The sequence below is a fragment of the Streptomonospora alba genome (assembly GCF_000826685.1).
GTDB lineage: Bacteria > Actinomycetota > Actinomycetes > Streptosporangiales > Streptosporangiaceae > Streptomonospora > Streptomonospora alba.
The window spans coordinates 87,587-110,398 of record NZ_JROO01000044.1 but is presented as its reverse complement, the minus strand read 5'-3'; the positions used below and the strand labels follow the sequence as shown (position 1 = coordinate 110,398).

At 72.6% G+C, this 22,812-nt stretch carries 19 protein-coding genes; 11 read left to right on the top strand and 8 right to left on the bottom strand.

From position 1 onward, the window contains the following. Window positions 1–407: 407 nt before the first annotated feature. On the top strand, window positions 408–1,895 hold the full coding sequence (locus LP52_RS21730; protein WP_449336610.1) for a cell division protein PerM: 1,488 nt from the start codon (window positions 408–410) through the stop codon (window positions 1,893–1,895). Between the two features lie 45 nt (window positions 1,896–1,940). Here the strand turns inward: LP52_RS21730 and LP52_RS21725 are convergent, their stop codons facing one another. Further along, the gene (locus LP52_RS21725) at window positions 1,941–2,360 is read right to left on the bottom strand and encodes a DUF4190 domain-containing protein (protein WP_040276207.1); all 420 of its coding nucleotides are present in this window, start codon (window positions 2,358–2,360) and stop codon (window positions 1,941–1,943) included. A gap of 305 nt (window positions 2,361–2,665) precedes the next feature. Here LP52_RS21725 and purN point away from each other — a divergent pair, with 305 nt between their 5' ends. Genes purN through LP52_RS21710 form a run of 3 tightly spaced genes read left to right on the top strand, consistent with a single transcriptional unit; the run spans window position 2,666 to window position 5,790 of the window. Beyond that, complete coding sequence (purN, locus tag LP52_RS21720; protein WP_052810121.1) at window positions 2,666–3,313, top strand: phosphoribosylglycinamide formyltransferase; 648 nt, start codon at window positions 2,666–2,668, stop codon at window positions 3,311–3,313. Then, on the top strand, window positions 3,310–4,878 hold the full coding sequence (gene purH / locus LP52_RS21715; protein ID WP_040276205.1) for a bifunctional phosphoribosylaminoimidazolecarboxamide formyltransferase/IMP cyclohydrolase: 1,569 nt from the start codon (window positions 3,310–3,312) through the stop codon (window positions 4,876–4,878). Before purN ends, purH begins: the two co-directional genes overlap by 4 nt. Before the next feature lie 60 nt (window positions 4,879–4,938). Continuing rightward, the gene (locus LP52_RS21710) at window positions 4,939–5,790 is read left to right on the top strand and encodes a bifunctional methylenetetrahydrofolate dehydrogenase/methenyltetrahydrofolate cyclohydrolase (protein ID WP_040276204.1); all 852 of its coding nucleotides are present in this window, start codon (window positions 4,939–4,941) and stop codon (window positions 5,788–5,790) included. Window positions 5,791–5,942: 152 nt separating this feature from the next. On the opposite strand, the gene LP52_RS21705 is transcribed toward LP52_RS21710, so the two are convergent. Further along, on the bottom strand, window positions 5,943–6,548 hold the full coding sequence (locus LP52_RS21705) for an FHA domain-containing protein (RefSeq protein ID WP_040276203.1): 606 nt from the start codon (window positions 6,546–6,548) through the stop codon (window positions 5,943–5,945). A gap of 481 nt (window positions 6,549–7,029) precedes the next feature. On the opposite strand from LP52_RS21705, the gene LP52_RS21700 reads away from it, so the two are divergent. After that, the gene (locus tag LP52_RS21700) at window positions 7,030–7,401 is read left to right on the top strand and encodes a DUF3017 domain-containing protein (RefSeq protein WP_040276202.1); all 372 of its coding nucleotides are present in this window, start codon (window positions 7,030–7,032) and stop codon (window positions 7,399–7,401) included. 282 nt (window positions 7,402–7,683) lie between these two features. After that, window positions 7,684–8,901: an NADP-dependent isocitrate dehydrogenase gene (locus LP52_RS21695; protein WP_040276201.1), complete on the top strand. Its 1,218-nt coding sequence runs from the start codon at window positions 7,684–7,686 to the stop codon at window positions 8,899–8,901. Window positions 8,902–9,392: 491 nt separating this feature from the next. On the opposite strand, the gene LP52_RS21690 is transcribed toward LP52_RS21695, so the two are convergent. The 4 genes from LP52_RS21690 to galT all read right to left on the bottom strand — a co-directional run bounded on the left by LP52_RS21690 (window position 9,393) and on the right by galT (window position 14,423). After that, complete coding sequence (locus LP52_RS21690; RefSeq protein ID WP_052810120.1) at window positions 9,393–10,616, bottom strand: LCP family protein; 1,224 nt, start codon at window positions 10,614–10,616, stop codon at window positions 9,393–9,395. Window positions 10,617–10,844: 228 nt separating this feature from the next. Continuing rightward, window positions 10,845–12,176, bottom strand: coding sequence for a galactokinase (galK, locus tag LP52_RS21685; protein WP_238581040.1), 1,332 nt, complete (start codon window positions 12,174–12,176; stop codon window positions 10,845–10,847). 97 nt (window positions 12,177–12,273) lie between these two features. Beyond that, on the bottom strand, window positions 12,274–13,257 hold the full coding sequence (galE, locus tag LP52_RS21680; RefSeq protein ID WP_040276199.1) for a UDP-glucose 4-epimerase GalE: 984 nt from the start codon (window positions 13,255–13,257) through the stop codon (window positions 12,274–12,276). Beyond that, window positions 13,254–14,423: a galactose-1-phosphate uridylyltransferase gene (gene galT / locus LP52_RS21675; RefSeq protein WP_040276198.1), complete on the bottom strand. Its 1,170-nt coding sequence runs from the start codon at window positions 14,421–14,423 to the stop codon at window positions 13,254–13,256. The genes galE and galT overlap by 4 nt, the downstream gene beginning before the upstream one ends. Window positions 14,424–14,692: 269 nt before the next feature. On the opposite strand from galT, the gene LP52_RS21670 reads away from it, so the two are divergent. The 5 genes from LP52_RS21670 (at window position 14,693) to LP52_RS21650 (ending at window position 20,612) form a co-directional block, all read left to right on the top strand. Next, the gene (locus LP52_RS21670) at window positions 14,693–15,880 is read left to right on the top strand and encodes a YihY/virulence factor BrkB family protein (RefSeq protein ID WP_052810119.1); all 1,188 of its coding nucleotides are present in this window, start codon (window positions 14,693–14,695) and stop codon (window positions 15,878–15,880) included. Between the two features lie 505 nt (window positions 15,881–16,385). Further along, window positions 16,386–17,612: a glutamate--cysteine ligase gene (locus LP52_RS21665; protein WP_040276197.1), complete on the top strand. Its 1,227-nt coding sequence runs from the start codon at window positions 16,386–16,388 to the stop codon at window positions 17,610–17,612. Continuing rightward, window positions 17,599–18,840, top strand: a complete 1,242-nt coding sequence (locus LP52_RS21660) for a M20 family metallopeptidase (RefSeq protein ID WP_040276196.1) — start codon at window positions 17,599–17,601, stop codon at window positions 18,838–18,840. Before LP52_RS21665 ends, LP52_RS21660 begins: the two co-directional genes overlap by 14 nt. Window positions 18,841–18,882: 42 nt before the next feature. Further along, the gene (locus LP52_RS21655) at window positions 18,883–19,992 is read left to right on the top strand and encodes an adenosine deaminase (protein WP_040276195.1); all 1,110 of its coding nucleotides are present in this window, start codon (window positions 18,883–18,885) and stop codon (window positions 19,990–19,992) included. Then, window positions 19,989–20,612, top strand: a complete 624-nt coding sequence (locus tag LP52_RS21650; protein ID WP_193790026.1) for a PH domain-containing protein — start codon at window positions 19,989–19,991, stop codon at window positions 20,610–20,612. The genes LP52_RS21655 and LP52_RS21650 overlap by 4 nt, the downstream gene beginning before the upstream one ends. Before the next feature lie 606 nt (window positions 20,613–21,218). On the opposite strand, the gene LP52_RS21645 is transcribed toward LP52_RS21650, so the two are convergent. Both LP52_RS21645 and LP52_RS21640 read right to left on the bottom strand, forming a co-directional pair. Then, a complete protein-coding gene (locus LP52_RS21645; RefSeq protein WP_040276193.1) occupies window positions 21,219–22,049 on the bottom strand; it encodes a purine-nucleoside phosphorylase in 831 nt (276 codons plus the stop codon). Between the two features lie 212 nt (window positions 22,050–22,261). Beyond that, complete coding sequence (locus LP52_RS21640; protein WP_040276192.1) at window positions 22,262–22,717, bottom strand: gamma-glutamylcyclotransferase; 456 nt, start codon at window positions 22,715–22,717, stop codon at window positions 22,262–22,264. Window positions 22,718–22,812: the final 95 nt, after the last annotated feature.

Here is a 22,812-nt window from a genome sequence, read left to right as displayed (position 1 = left end):
GCCGCCGGCGTCAAGGTCGGCAAGACGCCCAGCGCAACCGCGCGCCTGGCCCGCGAGCTGTTCTAAGACTCCGGTCGCACAGCAGCGGACGCGGCGGCGCCACGCAGCACGCCGCAACGGACGGGCCGGCCCCGCCACAGCACCCGGGTGGCGGGGCCGGCCCGTCTTCGTCTGCCGCGGCCCGATAGCACACGCGGCGGGTGTGCCGCTGGGCGACACGCCCGGTGTGGAGGGGCGTGGACGGGTCCGCGGCTGGCAGCATGGGACGGGTGAGCGCGCCCGCACGTCCTTCCCGCAACAGCGGCGGCGACCGCCCCCGCCGCAGGTCCTCCGGCACGGGCGGCGGAGCCGGCGGAGGCCGCGGTCCCGGAGGCCCGCGGCGCGGTGACTCCCTCTCCGGAGACGAACTGCGCCCGCTGTACACCGCCGGCGGGCTGGCGGCGGCCTCCTCGGCCGGGCTCGGGATCGCCGTGCTGATGACCCTGACCGTCGCCGGCTGGGTGGCGGCACCGCACGGCGCCTTCGGCGAGGACATCGGCGAGGTGCTGCGTACCGCCGTGCAGGCCTGGCTGGTCGGCCACCTCGTCGGGTTCGGCATCCCCGGCGGCGACGTGGCCATGCTGCCGCTGGGCCTGATCGTGCTGCCGGGCCTCCTGCTGTACCGGGCGGGTCGGCGGCTGGCGCGCACCTGCGACCTGCCGCGGCTGCGCCACGTGTTCCGTGCCGCGCTGGCCATCGCGGGGCCGTACGCGGCCATCGCCGGGACGCTGGCGCTGATCGGCCAGACCGAGGCGGTGCGCCCCAGCATGCTGCAGGCGCTCATCGCCGGGTTCTGCCTGGCCTTCGGAGCAGGCGGCGCGGGCGCCTTGATGCAGATGCTGCGGGACAAGGACATCGCCAAGCGGCGGCTACTGGACCTGATGCCCGACCGCCCGCGCTCGCTGCTGGTGGGCACGCTCACCTCCACCGGGACGCTGCTGGCCACCGGCGCTCTGCTGTTCCTCGTCGCGCTCACGGCCGACCTGGGCGAGGCCGTGGCGACCACGCGCGATCTGGGGCCCGGCCTGGTCGGCGGCGCGCTGCTGCTGCTCATCCAACTGCTGTACGTGCCCAACGCCGTGGTGTTCGGCCTGGCCTACGCGGTGGGACCCGGGTTCTCGGTGGGTGCGGGCACGATCGTGGCCCCGACGGGTGTGTCGGTGGGCGCTGTGCCCGCCTTCCCCATGCTGGCGGCGCTGCCCGACAACGGTCCGGCACCGGTTCTGTCGCTGGCGGCTCTGGGCGTGCCGTTCCTGGCCGGCGGCCTGGGCGGCGCCCTGACCCAGCGCAGCGCCCCTGCCGTGGTCAGCGAGGCGGCTCCGCTGTGGGGATTCGTCTGCGGCGTGACCACGGGACTGGCGTGCGCGGCACTGTCGGCGTCGGCGGGAGGATCGATGGGCGCCGAGCGGCTTGCCGTCGTGGGGCCCTCGCCCTGGCAGGTCGGGCTGATCACCGCGCTGGAGGTCGGACTGGCGGCCGCCATCACCGCGTGGGTGGCCAACTGGCGCTATTACCGGCGCTCGGCCCCCGAGGCGGGCGCCCCCGCCGAGACGGCCGACGGTGCCGCGGACCGTGCGCCCCTCGGCAAGGCTCCGCGGCGGGAACGCGCGGCGGGCGCCTCCGGTGCCGCTGCCCCGCGCCGGGGCGGCGACGAGCCGGGATCACCGCGCCGCCGCGTGCGCGCGTCCCTGGCGCGCGTGCCCCGGCCCCGCCTGCCTCGCCGCCGCACCTCCGACGAGGACGAGGACTTCTTCGGCATCACCTACGAGGCGGGCGGCGCGGAGGCCGCCGCGGAACAGCCCGCAGACGCCGCCCCCGACGGTGACGGAGGCACGGAAGAGCCGCCGCTGCGGTAGCGGTGAGGCCCGCAGCGTGCGGGCGCCCGGGACGCTCGGAGGGGTTCAGATCACGCGGCCCATGGGCGGCAGGCTCTCGACCGGGACGCCGACGCGCTCGGAGATCGACTCGCGGAAACGCTCGTCGCACTGCTCCTGGGAGCTGTGGGTGAGCGCTCGTGCCGTGCACGCCGAGTACTCCTGGTACTGGTCCCAGAACACCGCGTATCCCGCGATCATCAGGCCGGAGAGGGCGACGCCGACCCAGCCCAGCACCATGCTCGTCATGGCGCCGGGTGCCACGGCGTTCTTCTCCCGGGCGGAGCGGCGTGCGCGGCGGCCCTGGAAGATGCCCAGCGCCGAGAGCAGGATGCCGTAGGGCGGCAGCACCAGCCCGGCCGCGGAGAGGAAGAGTCCCCACAGCCCGCCTCGTTCGACGGTGCGCTGCTGCCCGTCAGAGGGCGGCTGGGGCTGCTGGTCGGTCACAAGGGCTCCTCGCAGACGGCGCCTGGCGGCGGTCGGTCGACACCGGGAGCGGGGCTTCGGGCGGCGCGGAATCGCGTGCCCGGCGCGCGCGTGCCCCGTCGGGGTCCCGTGGAGTAGACGCTACCTGCCGAGATAGGCTTACAGCGCGGGTGGGGGAGCCCGTGCGCCCGCCTACCGGGCGGCCCTCGGTCGCGTGCCCGCCCGCGTGCGCTTGCATACCCGCAGGCCGGGCAGGGCTCCGGCGTACGCGGCGGTACCGGACGGCGTGCGCTCCCGCACCGTTTTTCCCATGAGGAGGAAGCACTCTGTCGTCGCGAGTCGTCGTTCTCATCTCAGGAGCCGGGAGCAACGCGGCCGCCCTGCTGGACGCCGCGGCCGAGCCCGGATTCGGCGCCTCGGTGGTGGCGGTGGGCGCCGACCGCCACAGCGCGGACGGGCTGGCCCTGGCCCGGCACGCCGGGGTCGAGACGTTCACCGTGCCCTTCGCCGACTACGACGACCGCGGCGACTGGAACGCCGCGCTCAGTGAGCGGCTCGACGCCTACCGGCCCGACCTGGTCGTCTCCGCGGGCTTCATGCGCATCCTCGGTGCCGAGGTGCTGGAGCGCCACACGGTGATCAACATCCATCCGGCCCTGCTGCCGGCCTTCCCCGGTGCGCACGCGGTGCGCGACGCTCTGGCCTACGGAGTCAGGATCACCGGAGCCACCGTGCACCTCGTCGACTCCGGCGTCGACACCGGACCGGTGATCGACCAGGCCGCCGTGCGGGTCGAGCCCGACGACGACACCGCCTCGCTGCACGAGCGCATCAAGTCCGTGGAGCGGCGGATGCTCGTCGAGGTGGTGGGCCGCCTGGCACGCGAGGGCTGGAGCGTCCAGGGCCGGCAGGTCCGCCTGGGCGGGCCTCGACAGTCCCCGTCAACCGAATACGTCGCAGAGGAGAACCGGTGAGCCAGCAGGCCATTCGGCGCGCGTTGATCAGCGTCTACGACAAGACCGGACTGGAGGAGCTGGCCTACGGGCTCGCCGAAGCCGGGGTGGAGATCGTCTCGACGGGCTCCACGGCCGCGCGACTGGCGGAGGTCGACGTCCCGGTGACCCCGGTCGAGGAGGTCACCGGGTTCCCCGAGATCCTCGGCGGCAGGGTCAAGACCCTGCACCCGCGGGTGCACGCCGGGCTGCTGGCCGACCGGGCCGACGCCTCCCACCGCGGCACGCTCGAAGAACTGGGCATCGGCGCGTTCGACCTGCTGGTGGCCAACCTCTACCCGTTCCAGGAGACGGTGTCGGCCGGTGCCTCGATGGGCGAGTGCATCGAGAAGATCGACATCGGCGGTCCCGCGATGATCCGGGCCGCCGCCAAGAACCACAGCTCGGTGGCGGTGGTGGTCGACCCGTCCCGCTACGACGAGGTCATCGAGGCGGTGCAGGTCGGCGGCTACGGCCTGGAGCAGCGCAAGCGGCTGGCCGCGCAGGCGTTCGCCCACACCGCGGCCTATGACGCCGCCGTGGCGAGCTGGTTCGCGGGCACCTACGCCCCCGACGAGGTCGCGGCCGAGACCGGCTGGCCGGACTTCTACGCCTCGGTGGGACACCGTGCCGCCACCCTGCGCTACGGCGAGAACCCCCACCAGCGGGCGGCGCTGTACCGCGGCGACGGCACGAGCGGGCCCGGGCTGGCCGCCGCCGAACAGCTGCACGGCAAGGAGATGTCCTACAACAACTACGTGGACGCCGACGCCGCGCTGCGCGCCGCCTATGACTTCACCGAACCGTGCGCGGCGGTCATCAAGCACGCCAACCCGTGCGGGATCGCGGTGGGCGCCGACATCGCCGAGGCACACCGCAAGGCCCACGCGTGCGACCCGACCTCGGCCTTCGGCGGGGTCATCGCCACCAACCGGCCGGTGAGCGTCGCGCTGGCAGAGCAGGTGGCCGAGATCTTCACCGAGGTGCTGGTGGCACCGGAGTACGAGCCCGGCGCCGTGGAGATCCTCACCCGCAAGAAGAACATCCGGCTGCTGGCGGTCACCCCGCCGGACCGGGCCTCCCGCGCCGAGGAGCACCAGATCAGCGGCGGCGCCCTGCTGCAGGCGGCCGACCTGGTCGACGCGCCCGGCGACGATCCCGGGTCCTGGCGGCTGATGGCGGGCGAGGCGGCCGACGACGCGGTGCTGGGCGACCTGGCCTTCGCCTGGCGGGCGGCGCGCGCGGTCAAGTCCAACGCGATCCTGCTGGCCGCCGACCGCGCGACGGTCGGTGTGGGCATGGGCCAGGTGAACCGCGTCGACGCCGCCGAGCTCGCGGTGACGCGGGCGGGCGAGAGGGTGAGCGGTTCGGTCGCGGCCAGCGACGCGTTCTTCCCCTTCCCCGACGGGCTGGAGGTGCTGACCCGGGCCGGCGTGCGGGCGGTCGTCCAGCCGGGCGGATCGGTGCGCGACGAGGAGGTCGTGGCGGCGGCCGAAGCGGCGGGAGTCACGATGTACGCCACGGGAACCCGGCACTTCTACCACTGACCAGCACGACCGCCACGAGTCGACGAGCCCGGGCAAGCCCAGGGAAGGAACGGAACGCAGATGAGCGCACAGATTCTCGACGGGAAGGCCACGGCCGCGGCGATCCGCGCCGAGCTGGTGGACCGGGTGGCGGCACTCCGGGCCAAGGGGGCGGCGCCGGGGCTGGGCACGGTCCTGGTCGGTGACGACCCGGGCAGCCGCTCCTATGTCGCGGGCAAGCACCGCGACTGCGCCGAGGTCGGGATCGAGAGCATTCGCCGCGACCTGCCCGACACCGCCACTCAGGAGCAGATCGAGGGCGTGGTGGCCGACCTCAACGCCGATCCGTCCTGCACCGGCTACATCGTGCAGCTGCCGCTGCCGCGCGGGCTGGACGAGAACCGGGTGCTGGGGATGATCGACCCGGACAAGGACGCCGACGGCCTTCAGCCGGTGAACCTGGGCAAGCTGGTGCTGATGGAGCAGGCGCCGCTGCCGTGCACGCCGCGCGGGATCGTGGAGCTGCTGACGCGCTATGACGTGCCGCTCAAGGGAGCCGAGGTCGTGGTGATCGGCCGGGGGGTGACGGTGGGCCGCCCTCTGGGGCTGCTGCTGACCCGGCGCAGCGAGAACGCCACGGTGACCCTGTGCCACACCGGCACGCGCGACGTGGCCGAGCACACCCGGCGGGCCGACATCGTCGTGGCCGGGGCCGGGGTGCCCGGGCTGATCACCAAGGAGATGGTCAAGCCGGGAGCGGCGGTGCTGGACGTGGGCGTCACGCGCACGGACGAGGGCCTGCGCGGCGACGTGGCCGAGGACGTGCGCGAGGTGGCCGGGTACGTGTCGCCCAATCCGGGCGGCGTGGGGCCCATGACCCGTGCGATGCTGCTGGTCAACGTGGTCGAGGCCGCGGAGCGCCTGGTCGGCTGAGGAGGTGCGGCCGCCGCGGCGGCAGGCGGTGCGGCGGCGGGTGCACCGGCCCCGGCGCGGGAGGGGCTTCCGGTCGCCGGGGCCGGTACGGGTCCGCCCGAGGGGCCGGACGGATCGTGAGCCGCCGCTGCGGCTCGGCCGGCCCCTCGCTGTCAGCTGGCCTTGCGTTCGCGGTCGAGGGCGGGCATCGGGCGGACCAGCCCGAGTGCGACGACCTCGTTGGCCAGGCGGGTACGGCGGTTGGCCCCCTCGGGGACCCGGAATTTCTGGTACAGGCGGAGGAGGTGCTGTTTGACAGCGGCTTCCGTCACGACCAAGTCCTCGGCGATCTCGCGGGCGGTCGCAGGGGAGACGAAAGCTTCGTCGGAGAGAGCGGGGCGGCAGAGCGACGTGAGGACGTCGAGCTCCCTCCGAGTGAGTTCGGGTGCGGTTCCCCGCCGCACCTCGACATCGGGGTTGAGTTCCTCCCTGGGCAGACCGCCGATTTTGCACCGCGCACTGCCGAAACTGACGACGTCGCCCTCGTCGAGGACCCTGCGCGCTATCGGGCGGCCGTTGACCCTGGTTCCGTTGCGGGAGAGGCCGAGGTCGACGACGTAGACGTAGGGGCCGCGGCGCACCAGCTCGGCGTGGAGTAGTGACACGCTCGCGTCGCTGAGGCGAATATCGGCCCCTTCTCCGCGTCCGACTGTGGTGACCTCGGAATTCAACGGCTGTACGTCCCCGCTCTCCTCGACCCGCATATAGGGCCCGTCCACGGTTTTTCCTCCCAGTGTGGGGCGCGGCCGATGAGGGAGTGCACGGCAATGCGGGGACGGGTGCCTCGCAGGTTGGCTGTGTTGGCTGGTGGTCGCTGGCTGAGTGGGGTTCATCAGGGGGTGGTCCTCGCTCGCCGTGGCACTCATCTTCTCACTGGTTACCCGGGCGGTGTTGGTTCTACGCTCTTACTCAGGAGTTAGACAGCCATCCCGGGACGTTTACGGCGTTTCCCGGATTCCGGGCCTGAATCAATTCGGAACCGGATAGGGCCGATTCCGTGCTGCGGTGCGTGCGGTGGCGGCCGACGTCACTAAACTGTGTGCGTCCTCGGCCGGCGGCGCGTCAAGGCGCCCGGCCGATCGGCGCGCCAGTGCGCCGGGGACGCCGGCGCCTCGCCGGCGGGCCCGCGGCCGGTTCGCCGGGGACGCATCCCGGTGCCGGGCCGTCCGGCCGGAAGCGTGCGCTAGCGTGGGGTTGACGGTGAGCCAGAACACGGTGGAGGAAGCGGTAGCAGCCAAGTCCCGCCAGCCCGATGAGGAACCCGATCCGGCTCCCGGGGAGCAGGAGACCGGGGTCGGCGACGAAGCCCCCGGCTGGCTCTCGCAGGTGCCCTACTTCCTGGTGCTGTCCACCATGTCCGCGGGGATCGTGATCGTCGCGGCCGCCCACTTCAAGCGCGGGCCGGCACTGATCGCCGGAGCGCTGATGCTGGCCGCGGTGTTCCGTGCCCTGCTTCCTCCGCACAAGACCGGGATGCTCGCGGTGCGCAGCCGGTGGGTCGACGTCGTCACTCTGACCGGCCTCGCGATTCTGCTCATCGCGCTCGCGTGGGTAGCGCCGCAGCTGTCCTAGTCGACGTCTAATAAGCTTGATATCGAGATACCGTAGACGTTCGATCGACTTAGCCGCCGCCCGCCGCCCGCCGGCCACCCGGTGGAGGCGATCTCCCACCGGAGCGGCCTCGGGCGGCCGACGGCTTTGCGGCGAGCTCATGAGGCGTGTCGTGGACACACCGGCCTCTCCGCGGCTGAGCGCGGCCTCGCGCCACGCGCCCGCCGCGGCGCGCGTCCGGTTGTCCCGGTGCGGCCTCCAGCCACATGACGGCTAGCCGAAACGAAGGGACAGCCACCAGCCATGGCCAAGATCAAGGTTGCCAACCCCGTAGTAGAGCTCGACGGCGACGAGATGACGCGCATCATCTGGTCCTTCATCAAGGACCGGCTGATCCTGCCGTACCTGGACATCGACCTGAAGTACTACGACCTGGGCATGGAGGAGCGCGACCGCACCGACGACCAGGTCACCGTCGACGCGGCGAACGCGATCAAGGAGTACGGGGTCGGCGTCAAGTGCGCCACCATCACCCCCGACGAGGCCCGGGTCGAGGAGTTCGGCCTGAAGAAGATGTGGCGTTCGCCCAACGGGACGATCCGCAACATCCTCGGCGGCGTCGTCTTCCGCGAGCCCATCATCTGCGAGAACGTGCCCCGGCTGGTGCCCGGCTGGACCCAGCCCATCATCATCGGGCGCCACGCTCACGCCGACCAGTACAAGGCCAGCGACTTCAAGGTGCCCGGCCCCGGTACGGTCACCATCACCTACGCGCCCGAGGACGGCGCCGAGCCCATCGAGATGGAGGTCGCGAACTTCCCCGAGGGCGGCGGCGTGGCCATGGGCATGTACAACTACCGCAGCTCCATCGAGGACTTCGCGCGCGCCAGCTTCAACTACGGGCTGGACCGCGGCTACCCGGTCTACATGTCCACCAAGAACACGATCCTCAAGGCCTACGACGGCATGTTCAAGGACGTGTTCGAGGAGATCTTCGAGAACGAGTTCAAGGACCGCTTCGAGGCGGCGGGCCTCACCTACGAGCACCGCCTGATCGACGACATGGTCGCCGCCGCCCTGAAGTGGGAGGGCGGCTACGTCTGGGCCTGCAAGAACTACGACGGCGACGTGCAGTCCGACACGGTCGCCCAGGGCTTCGGCTCGCTGGGCCTGATGACCTCGGTGCTGCGCACCGCCGACGGCAAGACCGTGGAGGCCGAGGCCGCCCACGGCACCGTCACGCGGCACTACCGCCAGCACCAGCAGGGCAAGCCCACCTCCACCAACCCCATCGCCTCGATCTTCGCCTGGACCCGGGGCCTGGAGCACCGCGGCAAGCTGGACAACACCCCGGCCGTCGTGGAGTTCGCCAACACCCTGGAGAAGGTCGTCGTCTCCACCGTCGAGGGCGGGCAGATGACCAAGGACCTCGCTCTGCTGGTCGGCGGCGACCAGGGCTTCCTCACCACCGAGGAGTTCCTCGCCGCGCTCGACGAGAACCTGCAGAAGCGCCTGGCCTGAGGCCGCACACCACGCATCGCCGTGTTCGCGGGCCGTCCCGCTCACCGCGCGGTGAGCGGGACGGCCTTCGCATATGCGGGCCTCCGATTCGGCCGGTCCCGTCTTCGGGACGGTCCGCGGATGACAGGATGGCCGTGCCGGACCCTTCGGACACGCAGCGTAGTCCTGACCGGTAGTGCGGCGAATGCCACTCTGTTGCGATTCGCGTGTTTCGCGAACATTGCCCTATCTTGGAGGTATCCGCCCGCCGGGTGAGCCCGGCGGACGCGGTCCCCGAAATCATTCCGGCCGACGTGCCGGCCGTGCGCCCGCTGGGGGGTAGGCGCGCGCGGTGCGGAACGTCAGGGAAAGGGCCCGTCGCCACGCGACGGGCCCTTTTCTCTGTTCTCCACGGCTGTGCGCGGCGGGGGCGCGCCCACCGCCCCTCTCGTCGCCGAGAGCGGCTCTGGAGCCGCCCTCGACGCCCCGGGGCGTCGTCCCGGCGGACGGATCTAGTCCTGCATCGCGCTCTCGGGGATGGGCTGACCCGCCTGCATGGCTTCGAACATCTCGGCCGAGAGCGCCTCGTCCCACAGCACCACCGAGCCGGCACCCGCCACGGTAGGCGTCGAGCCGACCGGTACCGATGTGGTCGAGGGGTTGTCGCGCATGGCCAGCGCCATGCTCGCGAGGTCGATCAGGTGGTCGTCCTCGTCCACGACGAAGGTGTCGGTGCCCTCGGTGACCAGCGGGATCGACTGGAAGGGGTTGAGCAGCGTGGCCGGCGAGGTGGCCTCGGACACCAGCGAGCTGAAGAACTCCCGCTGGCGCTGGATGCGGTCCAGGTCGGCGCGCGGCGTCGCGCGTGTGCGCACGTAGCCCAGCGCGGTCTCGCCGTCCATCTCCTGGCAGCCGGCCTCGATGTCGAGGTCGGCCTTGGGGTCCTGGATCGCCTGGTCGGGGCACATCTCCACGCCGCCCACGGCGTCGACGATGCCCACGAACCCGGAGAACCCGATCTCGACGTAATGGTCGATGCGCACCCCGCTGGACTGCTCGAAGGTGTGCACGAGCTTGGTCGGCCCGCCCCCCAGGTTCTCGGCGAAGGCGGCGTTGATCTTCTGCTGGCCGATCCCGGGGATGTCCACGTAGGAGTCACGCGGGACGCTGACGATGGTGGGCTTTCCCGTCTCGGGGACGTAGAGGACCATGATCGTGTCGGTGCGCTTGCCGGCCGCGCTTCCCGTTCCCAGCTGCCGGCGCTCCTCCTCGCTGAGGCCGTCGCGGCTGTCGGAGCCCACGATCATGTAGGTGTCGCCGGGCTGGTCCTCCAGTTGCCCCTCGAAGCCCAGCGCCTCCACGCGCTGCAGCCGGGAGTCGGCCCAGAGGTAGAACGCGGTCGGCAGCAGGATCAGCACGGCCAGCAGCACGACCAGGACGGTGCGGCGGCGCTTGCGGCGCTCCTCGCGCCTGCGCCGGGCGCTCCCGGAGCCGTCGTAGGTCCGTCCGCGGCCGCCCCCGCCGGAGGAGGGCCGCCGCCGGGGCGGCTCGTCGACCGGTGGCATCCGCCGAGTGGATCCTGCACGCCCCGCTCCCGAGCCCTGCTCGGAACGGCGCGGGCGGTAGAGCTTCTCGAACTCGTCGGCGCCGCCGTTGCGGGTGCGGCGAAACACCCCGGTCCGGTCGGCGTCTCCGCGACCCGCCGCGCCTCTTCGCCGGTCTGACCCGTCAACCATGCCTCTGGTCGCCCATCTGTGCGTACACCACTGTGCGGTCCACCTACGCCCCCTTCATGCGTTGGGACTCGCCACAGCCTAGTCAGGTTCCGGCTACGACCGACCTAAAGCCGCCTCCAGCGCGCACGCGCCACCGGATTCCCGTCCGAACGGCTCGCGAGGCGTCCGCGCACCGAGGCCCCCTCGCGGGGCGAGGGGGCCTCGGTGCGCGGCGGTGCCGCCGTGCCCTCAGCGCAGGCGGCGGGCTCCCTGCGAGGGCAGGGCGGCTCGCAGGGACGGGGCGGTGAAGTCCTTCCCGGCGAAGGCGTCGGTGACGGCCTTGCTGACCGCGTCCAGGCGAGACTCGGGGACCAGGGCGATGGCGCTGCCGCCGAAGCCGCCGCCGGTCATGCGGGCGCCGCGGGCGCCGGCGGCCACGGCGGTCTCCACAGCCAGGTCGAGTTCGGGGGTGGAGATCTCGAACTGGTCGCGCATCGACAGATGGGATGCGGTGAACACCGCGCCGAGATCGCCCAGGGCGCCGGCGCGCATCAGGCCCATCGCCGCGTTCACCCGGTGGATCTCGGTGACGACGTGGCGCACCCGCTTGATCAGGACGGGGTCCTCCAGCCGGGTCAGGGCCGCCTCCAGGTCCTCGACGTCGCGCAGCGCCTCCACGCCGAGTTCGCGGGCCGCGCGGGTGCACTCCTCGTGGCGGGCGGCGTAGCCGCCGGTGGTGTCGCTGAGCGTGTGCTCGACCCGGGTGTCGATGATGAGCAGCCGCAGTCCGGCCGTGTCCAGGTCGAAGGTGACGTCGCTGCCCGCGCCGCTGCGGCAGTCCAGGTAGAGGGCGTGGTTCTCGGTGCAGCGCAGCGAGGCGCTCTGGTCGAGGATGCCCGTGGGGGCGCCGACGTAGGCGTTCTCGGCGCGGCGGGCGACGGTGGCCATCGCGGGGCGGTCGGCGGCCAGGTGGTCGAGTCCGTGCGCCTCGGCCAGGGCGAGCAGCACCGCGCACTCCAGGGCCGCCGAGGAGGACAGCGCGGCGCCGATGGGCAGGTCGGAGTCGAGCAGGATGCGGGCGCCGGCGTCGGCGGGCAGGTGGCCCGCCTCGCGTGCCGCCCAGAACACGCCGGCCACATAGCCGGCCCAGCCCTCGACCGGGTCCTGGGGATCGAGGTCGGCGGTGGTGAAGCGGACCCGCTCACCGGGGCGCTGGGCGCTGCGGACTTCGGCGGTGCCGTCTCCGGTAGGCAGCAGTGCCGCTGTGACGCCCCACGGCAGGGCGATGGGCAGCACCAGGCCGTCGTTGTAGTCGGTGTGCTCGCCCATCAGGTTGACGCGGCCGGGGGCGTGCCAGACGCCCAGCGGGTCGCGGCCGAAGGCGTCGGCGAATGCGGCGGCGACCTCGCCGGGGTCGACGAGGCGTTCACTCTCCTGCGGCGCCTGCTGCGGACTCTGGGGATCGGCTCGGCCGCCGGAGGGGGCCTGCCGCTGTGCGGTGTCCTCGGCCGCGGCGGCGGGGCCGGTGCTCGCCTGCGGCTCCGCTGCGCGCCGGAACGGCGCGAGAAGGCGGTCCAACACGCTTGATCTCTCCTCGCTGGCTGCGCGGGCGCCGCACACTGCCGCGTCCGCTGCGTTGAATCGGCGGATCGGCGCCCGGGGGCGCCGTGGCGGGCGCTCAGCCGGCCGGGTGGCCGGCGGCCTCGCTGCCGCTGGTGTGGAAGTCCCAGGCGTCGGCGACGATCCGGCGCAGTTCGGGGCGGCGCGGCGTCCACCCCAGCTCGCGGCGGGCGCGCTCGCTGGAGGCGACCAGGACGGCGGGGTCGCCCGGGCGCCGCTCAGCGGAGACCGCGGGGACGGGATGGCCGGTGACCTCGCGGCAGACGTCGATGACCTGCCGCACGCTGAACCCGGTCCCGTTGCCGAGGTTGTACACCCGGTGCTCGCCGGGGCGGCAGCCGTCGAGGGCGAGCAGGTGGGCTTCGGCGAGGTCGGCGACGTGGATGTAGTCGCGCACGCAGGTGCCGTCGGCAGTGGGGTAGTCCTCGCCGTAGACGGCCACGGACTCGCGCAGCCCGAGCGCGACCTGCAGCACGATCGGGATCAGGTGGGTCTCGGGGTCGTGCCGTTCGCCCAGGCCCGCGTAGGCGCCGGCCACGTTGAAGTAGCGCAGGCTGACCGCGCCGATGCCGTGCAGGCGCGCGAACTCGGTCAGGGCGGTGTCGATGGCGGCCTTGGTGGCGCCGTAGGGGTTGCCCGGGCGCACCGGGGCGTCCTCGGGGATCTCGGAGGACTCGGGTTCGCCGTAGACGGCGGCTGTGGAGGAGAAGACGATGCGTCCGACGCCGTTGGCGCGCATGGCGTCCAGCAGCGCGAGCGTGCAGCCGACGTTGCCGTCCCAGTAGCGCTCGGGGTGGGCCATCGACTCGGGCACCACCGAGCGTGCGGCGAAGTGCAGGACGGCCTCGATGCCGTGGTCGGCCAGCACCTCGGCGGCGCGTTCCCGGATGCCGCCCTCGACGAAGCGGCAGCCCTCGGGCACGGCCTCGCGGTAGCCGGTGGCCAGGTCGTCGAGCACGGACACCTCATGGCCGGATTCCAGCAGTTGGGCGGCGACGACACTGCCGATGTAACCGGCGCCTCCCGTGACCAGGACTCTCAACGCTGCTCCTTGTTCTCGGTGGGACGCGCTGCCGCCGAGGCGGGCAGCGCGGCACGGATGCGGTCGGCGGCGTCCTCGGGGGCGACGTCGTTGATCCACGCCGCCATGCCCGATTCGGACCCCGCGAGGTACTTCAGTTTTCCAGGGGCGCGGCGCAGCGTGAACAACTGCAGGTGCAGCGCGAACTCGGTGTCGGGGGCGCCGTCGGCGTCGACGGGGGCCTGGTGCCAGGCGGAGATGTAGGGCGTGGGCGGGTCGGTGCCCTGTGCTGGCTGGGGGAACAGGCCGTCGAAGGCGCTCAGCAGGTCGAGGTAGATGCCGGCGAGCTCGTCGCGCTGGTCTTCGTCGAGGTGGGCCAGGGTGGGCACGCGCCGCAGCGGGAAGAGGCGGACCTCGTAGGGCCAGCGGGCGGCGGCGGGCACGAAGGCGGTCCAGTGCTCGCCTTGGGCCACCACGCGCCTGCCGGCGCGGCGCTCGTCGGCCACCACGGTGTCGAAGAGGTTGTCGCCGGTGGTGGCGCGGTGCTTGCGGGCGGCCTCGCGCATGGCCGCGATGCGCGGCGGCACGAACGGGTAAGCGTAGATCTGGCCGTGGGGGTGCTGAAGGGTCACCCCGATCTCGATGCCGCGGTTCTCGAACGGGTAGACGTGGGCGACGTCGGGGCGTGCGCCCAGCTCCGCGGTGCGGTCGGCCCAGGCGTCGACGACGGTGCGTGCCCGTTGGGGGGTGAGGTCGGAGAAGGAGGCCGAGTGGTCGGAGGTGAAGCACACGACCTCGCAGCGGCCGGCGCTGGGGCGGGCGGCGAGGGCGGGGTCGCCCTCGCCGGCGGCCGTCTCGGGTGCCGGGGCCAGCGAAGGGAAGCGGTTCTCGAAGACGACGACGTCGTAGTCGCCGGCCGGGATCTCGCTCAGGCGCTCGCCCCGGGAGGGGTCGAGGGGGCACTCGTCGGGCGGCGGCAGGTAGGTGCGGTTCTGCCGGTGAGCGGCCAGTGCGACCCACTCGTCCAGGAGGGGGTCGTAGCGCAGCTGGGATCCGGTGGAGAACGGCGGAAGCGGCCTGCGGTCGTCGACCTCGGCCCGACCGGTGTCGGGCGTCTCGTCGAAGTAGATGATCTCGCGCCCGTCGGCGAGCCGGCCAGTCGATCGAAAAACCTGTCGAGTTCGCACAAGATCAGTCTAATGCATGCCCTTTGCGACCTCACGCGACCGATTATGACGGTTTTTGATCGCTATCGTTTCGTTCTGCCTGGAATGCGGTCAACGTCTCGCGGTCTCGGCGCCTCGGCCGACCGCGGGGCGCGCGGGTGCGGCTCTTCGGCCGCCGATGCCGCGTTGGCTAGGGTCGTCCGGACGCGCCGCCGGAGGCCCTGTCCCTGCGGGCCGGGCGGCGCACCGATACGCCGGACGAGGGAAGAGCCGGGGAGGGGGCGGCGCCGATGTCGGTGACGACGGCGGTGAAGGACCGGGTGCGGCGCGCTCGCTACTCGGCCATGGAGGCCTACTGGTCGGTGCGCCGGCGCCGCCCGGTCGCCGACCACGCCGTCCGCGCCTTCGAGCGCTACACCGGAACCCAGGGGAACCGGCTGGCCGCCTCGGTCACCTATTACGCGTTCCTCTCCTTCTTCCCCCTGCTGGCGCTGGCCTTCGCGGCGGTCGGCTACGCCGCCGCCGTCGAACCGGATGCCCGCGACTACCTCGACCAGGCCATCCGGGAGGCTCTGCCGGGAGTGGCCGCGGGCCTGCCGATCGGCGAGATCGCCGATGCGCGTACCGGCGCCGGAGTCGTGGGCCTGCTGGGCCTGCTGTACGCGGGCGTCGGGGCGGTGGGGGCCGTGCGCGAGGCGCTGCACCGGATCTGGCTGAACGACGTCTCCGACGGCCCCAACTTCGCCGTGGCGAAGCTGCTCGACATCGCGGTGATGGCGGTGCTGGGCCTGTGCCTGCTCGGGTCGGTCGCGTTGACCAGTGTCGTCCAGGCGGCCACGAGCGTGGTGCTGGGGTTCCTGGACCTGGAGGAGTCCCTCGTCGCGGTGGCGACGACCCGCACCCTGGGACTGGTGGTCGCCGTGGCCGTGGACACGGTCATCTTCCTTGTGGCCTTCTCCCGCTTGTCGGGAACCCGCCGCCCGCTGCGCCTTCTGTGGCAGGGGGCGCTGATGGCCGCCATCGGCTTCGAGGTCCTCAAGTCCGCCGCTGCCCTGCTGATCAGCGGCACGCTGAGCAACCCCGTCTACGCCTCCTTCGCGGTGGTCGTGGGACTGCTGGTGTGGATCAACCTGGTCATGCGGATGCTGCTGCTGTGCGCCGCCTGGACCGCGACCTGGCTGCCGGTGCCGCCGCCCTACCAAGGCGCGGTGCCGTCCGGGCTGCCGATCGGCCTGAGCGACGAGGAGCCCCCGCGCGCAACCGTGCGCGAGAACCTGGGTACCTCCGTGGCCAGTCTGCCGGCGCGTCCCACCGCCGAGCAGGAGCGCCGTTCCCTCAGGCTGGGGCGGCTGCGGCGCGCCCGGAGCGCGCTGCGCCGGTTCGGGCCGCCGGCGGCGCTGGCCGGGGCGGCTGCGGGTGCGCTGGTGTGGCTGCGCCGCCGCGGCGGCCGGGGCCGCGGCGAGCATCCCGACGAATGAACGGCACTGACGGGGCGATCGCGACATTCTGCACTAATGTCGGCAGCCCTGGTCGGCAGTCCGTAGACCGCATCGACCACCGAGGTCACGTATCGGTTACTTCGGGGTAGTCTCCCCTGTTGTTGTGTAGCGTGATCTTCGAACGCGCGGACGGCAGCCCGCACGGCGCCGCCTGCGAAACCGCGTGTTCCGTGCTCGGACGCGGCCTCCACGCGCGCGGTCGCGCGCGGGTCCGCCGCCACCGGCGTACCGCGAACGCCGGCGGCGTCCCGATCGCACCCGACCGGGTTCGCGCGCCGGGAGCACCCCTCGGACCGGGGCCGGCTGCGGCCCCGGTGCAGCGCCGACCCTCATCGGCGTCCGCGCAGCTCGACCCGTCCCACGTCGCCCGATCCCCCAGGAACGGAAACCTCATGACGCGTACCCACCACGCGGGCGGCGCCTCGCCTAGTGTGCGGTCAGCGTCGGTGCCCGACCCGGCCGGACGACAGTGCGGAGGTTGACCGTGGCCATCGAATTCAACGATTCCCAGCGCGCCACCCTCGGCGTGGAGTGGGAACTCCAGCTCGTCGACGCGCACACCCGCCACCTTCGCCAGGAGGCCCAGCAGGTCCTGGCCGAACTCCCCGATCTGAGTGAGACCCCGGAGAACCCGCCGCTGCGCCACGAACTGATGCAGTGCACGGTCGAGGTGGTCACCGGCATCTGCGAGACGGTCGAGGAGGCCCGGTTCGACCTGGCGGGCAGCATCGAGCGGCTCGGCTCCGTGCTGGACGGCCGCGACGCCGCCCTCATCTGCGCCGGCACGCATCCGCTGGACGACTGGCGCGATCAGACCCTCTCGCCGGTCCAGCGCTACGGCGAGCTCATCGACGAGATGCAGTGGCTGGCGCGGCGCATCCTCACCTTCGGCGTGCACGTCCATGTGGGGGTGCGTTCGCGCGAGAAGGCCATCCCGATCGTGAACGCGCTGTCCAACTACCTGCCGCACTTCCTCGCCCTGACCGCCTCCAGCCCGTTCTGGAGCGGTCACGACACCGGACTGGCCTCCAGCCGGTCGATCATCTTCGGCGCGCTGCCCACCGCGGGACCGCCGCCGCGCCTGCAGCACTGGGACGCGTTCGAGGAATATATGGAAACCCTGCTCCGAGCGGGGACCATATCGAGTATCAAGGAAGTCTGGTGGGACGTCCGTCCGCATCCCGATTTCGGCACGATCGAGATCCGGATGTTCGACGGCATCCCCACACTGCGCGAGGTCGGCATGGCCGCCGCGTTGTCCCAGAGCCTGGTCCGGCTGTTCGATCAGCAGCTCGACCGCGGCTACGGGCTTCCCAATCCGCCCTCATGGGTGGTCAACGACAACAAATGGCGGGCGACCCGCTACGGCTTGGACGCCCGGATCATCACCGACGAGCGGGGGCACACCATGCCGCTGCGCGACGACCTGCACGAGCTGCTCCGCGAGCTCGAACCCGTCGCGGCACGGCTGGGCTGCGCCGAGGACCTGGGCGTGGTCTCCGAGGTCCTCGACACGGGCGCTTCCTACGAGCGTCAGCGCGCCGTCATCGACGGCGGCGGCACCCTCAACGACGTCGTGGACTCACTGGTGGCGGACTTCCGCGCCGACGTCTTCCCGGCGGCGCCCCTCACCCCGAATCGGGCGGCGGGCGGCGGCACCGGCACCGACTATGCGACGAAGAACAGGGGGCCATCCCATGCAGGGGCGTGACCTGCGGGAGCAATTGAACGCATTCCTGGCTCGCCACAAGCGCGAGTTCATCGAGTTCCGGCGCGATCTGCACATGCACCCCGAACTCGCCTTCGCCGAGCACCGCACCACACAGCGGATCTCCGAACGGCTGCGCGGCATCGGACTCGTGCCCGAGCCCCTGCCGCACACGACCGGCCTCGTCTGCGACATCGGCACGGGCGAGGGCCCCACGGTCGCCCTGCGCGCCGACATCGACGCGCTCCCCCTCACCGACGAGAAGGACGTGCCCTACCGCTCCACCGTGCCCGGTGCCGCCCACGCCTGCGGACACGACGTGCACACCACCGTGCTGCTGGCGACGGGGCTGTTCCTGGCCCAGCAGGCCCGCGCCGGCGCGCTGCCGGGCCGGGTGCGGCTGCTGTTCCAGCCCGCCGAGGAGCTGCCCGGCGGGGCGCGCGAGGTGGTCGAGGCCGGCGGTATCGACGGCGTGGACCGCGTCTTCGCGCTGCACTGCGACCCGCGCCTGCTCACCGGCCAGGTGGGTTTGCGCACCGGTCCCATCACCGCCGCCTGCGACCAGGTGATGGTGCGGCTGTCGGGTGCCGGCGGCCACACCGCTCGCCCGCACCTGACCTCCGACCTCGTCTACGCCCTGGGCAAGGTCGTCACCGAGCTGCCCGCCGCGCTGTCGCGGCGGGTGGACCCCCGCGCGGGGTTCAGCCTGGTCTGGGGCCGCGTCAGCGCCGGATCGGCCCCCAACGCCATCCCCGACGACGGCGTGGCCGAGGGGACCGTCCGCTGCCTGGACGACGACGCCTGGCACGCGGCCCCCGACCTCATCCGCGAGCTCGTCGACTCGGTCGTCGCCGGATACGGAGCCCGCGCCGAGGTCGACTACCGCCGCGGCGTGCCGCCCACGGTCAACGAATCCTCCAGCGTGAAGATGCTGCAGGACGCCTGCAACCAGGCGCTGGGCCCCGAGTCCGTGACCGACACTCCCCAGAGCCTGGGGGGCGAGGACTTCGCCTGGTACCTGGAGCACGTGCCGGGCGCACTGGCCCGCTTGGGCACCCACGCCCCGCGCTCGGCTTCGCCGATGCTGGACCTGCACCGCGGCGACTTCGACGTCGACGAGAGCGCCATCGGCGTGGGCGTGCAGCTGATGTCGGCCACCGCGCTGACCGCGCTGTGGGAGTGCGCCCGCTCGGCGGGCAGCGACACCGTGCAGGACGCGGCGCTGGCCTGAGGTGCGCGCCGGCGGGTTCTGCCGGGTGGCATCCTGAACTGTATGAGCCACCCGTTGACCCTGGACGACATCCGCCGCGCGCCCAAGGTGCTGCTGCACGACCACCTCGACGGCGGGCTGCGCCCGGAGACCGTCGTAGAGCTGGCCGAGGCCGTCGGCTACACCGGACTGCCCGCACGCCACCCCGCCGAGTTGGGGACGTGGTTCCGCGACGCCGCGGACTCCGGAGCGCTGGAGCGCTATCTGGAGACCTTCTCCCACACCGTGGCCGTCATGCAGACCCGCGAAGCCCTGGAGCGGGTCGCGGCCGAGTGCGCCGAGGACCTGGCAGCCGACGGTGTCGTCTACGCCGAGGTCCGTTACGCACCCGAACTGCACCTGGAGCAGGGCCTGTCGCTGGACGAGGTCGTCGAGGCGGTGCTGGAGGGATTCCGTATCGGCCAGGAGCGCGCCGCCGCGCAGGGCCGGCCGATCATCGTCGGAACCCTGCTCACGGCGATGCGCCACGCCGCCCGCTCGCTGGAGATCGCCGAGCTGGCGGTGCGCTACCGCGACGTGGGTGTGGTGGGATTCGACATCGCCGGAGCCGAAGCCGGCTACCCGCCCACCCGCCACCTGGACGCCTTCGAGTACATGAGCCGGGAGAACGCCCACTTCACCATCCACGCCGGCGAGGCGTTCGGGCTGCCGTCGATCTGGGAGGCCCTGCAGTGGTGCGGCGCCGACCGGCTGGGCCACGGGGTGCGGATCGTCGACGACATCGAGCACCTGCGCGCCGAGGGCGGCGGTAGCGAGGTCCGGATGGGGCGCCTGGCCAACTACGTGCGCGACCAGCGCGTTCCGCTGGAGATGTGCCCCAGCTCCAACGTGCAGACGGGAGCGGCGCCCTCGATCGCCGAGCACCCCATCGGCATGCTGCGCGAGCTGCGCTTCCGCGTCACCGTCAACACCGACAACCGGTTGCAGAGCGGCACGAGCCTCTCCGAGGAGTTCTTCAAGCTCTCCACGGCCTTCGGCTACGGCTGGGACGACCTGGAGTGGTTCACGGTCAACGCGATGAAGTCGGCGTTCCTGCCCTTCGACGAGCGGCTGTCCTTGATCAACGGGCGCATCAAGCCGGGGTTCGCGCAGCTGAAGTGGGCGACGCAATGAAGCCGCTGACCGCGCCGGCCTCCCGCCTTGCGGGATGGGCCTGGGTGGTGATCGTCGTCGTGCTGATCGCGGATCTGGCCCTGCGCGGCAGCGGCGCCTCCAGCCTCATCGCCGGTTCGGTGCTGATGATCACCGTGGGCGTGGCTTATGTGCTGTGGCTGCGCCCGCGCGTGGTGCCCACCGCCGAGGGGGTGCGCCTGGTCAATCCGCTGCGCGACACCTTCGTCCCGTGGTCGGTGTTCACCTGGGCCGACGTCACCGACGTGCTGCGGATCCACGCCGGCGAGCAGGTGTTCCGCTCCTGGCCGCTGCGCGAGACCAAGCGCGCGCGGGTCCGCGAGAACCTGCGCCGGGCCGGCGACGGTCCCGCCTACGCCCTGGACGAGGACGCCGACCCGGCCTCGATGCGCCCGACCGATCTGGCCGCCCGGCACCTGCGCGCGGAGGCCGAGCGCCGCAAGGCCGAACCGGGGGTCCGGGCGGCGGCCGAGAGGGCCGGCGAGGAGGAGCCCGCGGCGGCGCCGGGGCCGAGCGAGCCGGCCACGGTGTGGGCGCCGGACGCTCTGGCGGCGCTCGGCGCCCCGGTGTTCCTGCTGATCGTTGTGCTGCTGCTGGTCTGAGCGGCGGGCGGCGCGGGTGCGCAGCGACTGCCCCGGCGGTGGCGTCGTGCGGCGGTCTGCGGCGCCCTGCCGCGCCTGGCGGACACGCCGCCCCCGCGGAAGTCGCCCGGTGGCTCGTGCTGCCGCTCGCGACGCGCTGAGGGTCGTGTGGGCCCGTTCTCGGTCCGGCGGGGGAGCGGGGGTTGACCGCACCTCGAATTCCTGGTTAGGTAAGGCATGCCTAATGGTTGGGCGGTGGGCGGGCTTACGCGGATCCCTCACCGCTCGCACAGGCGGCATGGGTCAACTGAATAAGGAAGCGCCGCCGGCACGGATCGCCACCCGTGCGTCTGCGGGGAAGCCCGGTTCCGTCCGGGCCGCCGCGCACCCGGCGGTGCGATGTTCCACCGGAAGATGCGGCCGGGGCTCGCCACGGGGTCTGCGGGGACCTCGCTCCGCGCCGCAGGAACACGAGTGCGCCCGGCGGCCCGCGCGGACGGCCGCCGGGCGCACCGTGTCCGCCCCGTATGTGTGAGCGTCGGAAGCGGCGCGATCGGAGCGCCGGCGGGTACTGCACGGCCCGCGCCCGCCCCTCGGGCCGGGCCCGCAGGCGCCGCCGAGCGCGGATCAGCTCCGCTGCAGTGTCGCGCTGAGCAGTCGGCCCAGGTGCTGCGCGCGTTGCCGGACCACATCCAGCGCCTTGAGGGAGTCGAACGGCTCGAAGACCGCGCTCATGGCGTCGTTGCTGACCACCGACAGTCCGAGCACCTCGGCGCCCATCTCGACGGCGGCGATGGTCTCCAGCGCGAAGGAGCGCCCCACCAGGTCGGCGCCGGCGACACGCAGCATCGACAGCTCGGCCGGAGTCTGGAACTGCGGGCCCAGCAGTGAGGCGTAGACCCCCTCGGCCAGCGACGGGTCGACCTCCTGGGCCGCCGTGCGCAGCCGCGGGCTGTAGGCCTCGGTGAGGTCCACGAAGTCCGGTCCCGACAGCGGCGAGGTGGAGGTCAGGTTGATGTGGTCGCGCACCACGATCGGCTGGCCGACCGAGAAGTCGGTGCGCAGCGACCCGGCCGCACCGGTCAGCACAACGACCGACGCGCCGGCCGCGACGCCGGTGCGCACCGCGTGCACGATCCGCATCGGGTCGTGCTTCTCGTAGAGGTGGGTGCGGCCGCAGAACACCGCGGCGCGCTTGTCGCCGACCAGGATGCTGCGCAGCGTCGAGTAGTGGCCGGCCGCGGTGGGCGCCACGAACCCGGGCAGCTCGGTCATGTCCAGCTCGGCCTCGACGCTGCCCAGGGCGTCGGCCGCATCGGCCCAGCCCGATCCGAGGACCACCACGGCGTCGAAGGCGTCGGCGCCGGTCCGGGAATGCAGTTCGTTCGCCGCCTGGACGGCCCGCTCCTTGGCTTGGGCGGTGCCGGTCGTTGGGCGTACTTGCGTGGATTCGCTCACATCTCCGGAGAGTACGCGTGTGTAACCGAACTCATCCGGAACGCAACGCGCCGTGTTCAAAATCGTCCGGAACCGGGTGCGACCCACGCGTGTGGGATCGGAGGGCCTTGCGCCGACGCGCGGTCCTCGGAGGCCGGGCCGGCGCCGGACGACGGCGCCGGTCGGGTCCCGGCGGGCGGGCGTGAAGAGAGGAGAAGCCGGCGGAGCCGGCGTCAGGGGCGTGCCGACGTGCAGGGGCGTGAACGCAGATCGTCGGCGTAGAACGCGGGCGCTCCGGCCTTCTCCGCCGCGTCGGCCAGCATCGCCAAATACAGCGCCGAGGGCAGCCCGCCCTCGTAGTCGTCGAGTACATGGGTCCAGGCGGCGGTCTCGCCCTCCAGCAGCGTGCTCGCCCGCACCCGCAGGCGCCGGTAGAGGCCGAATCCGGCACCGGCGCAGGTGTCGACGTGTGATTCGTCGCACTCGGGGACGTCGTAGAGGGAGACGAAGACGCTCGCTCGCCCGTCCTCGACGATGGTGGCCAGCGCGCCGCCCCACGGTCCGGACTCGCCGCCGAAGGTCAGCCGCCAGCCTTCCAGCCAGCCCGTGCCCCACAGCGGAGAACGCGGAGCCCACCCGGCCATCTGCTCGGGGTCCAGGTTGGTGCCGTAGGCGGCGTAGAGAACCACGGCGCCAATGGTAAGCCGGGCCGTGCGCCCCCGTTGCGATTTCCGCGGCTCGGCATGGCGGACAATGGGTAGACGGCAAGCAGAGACGTCCCAGG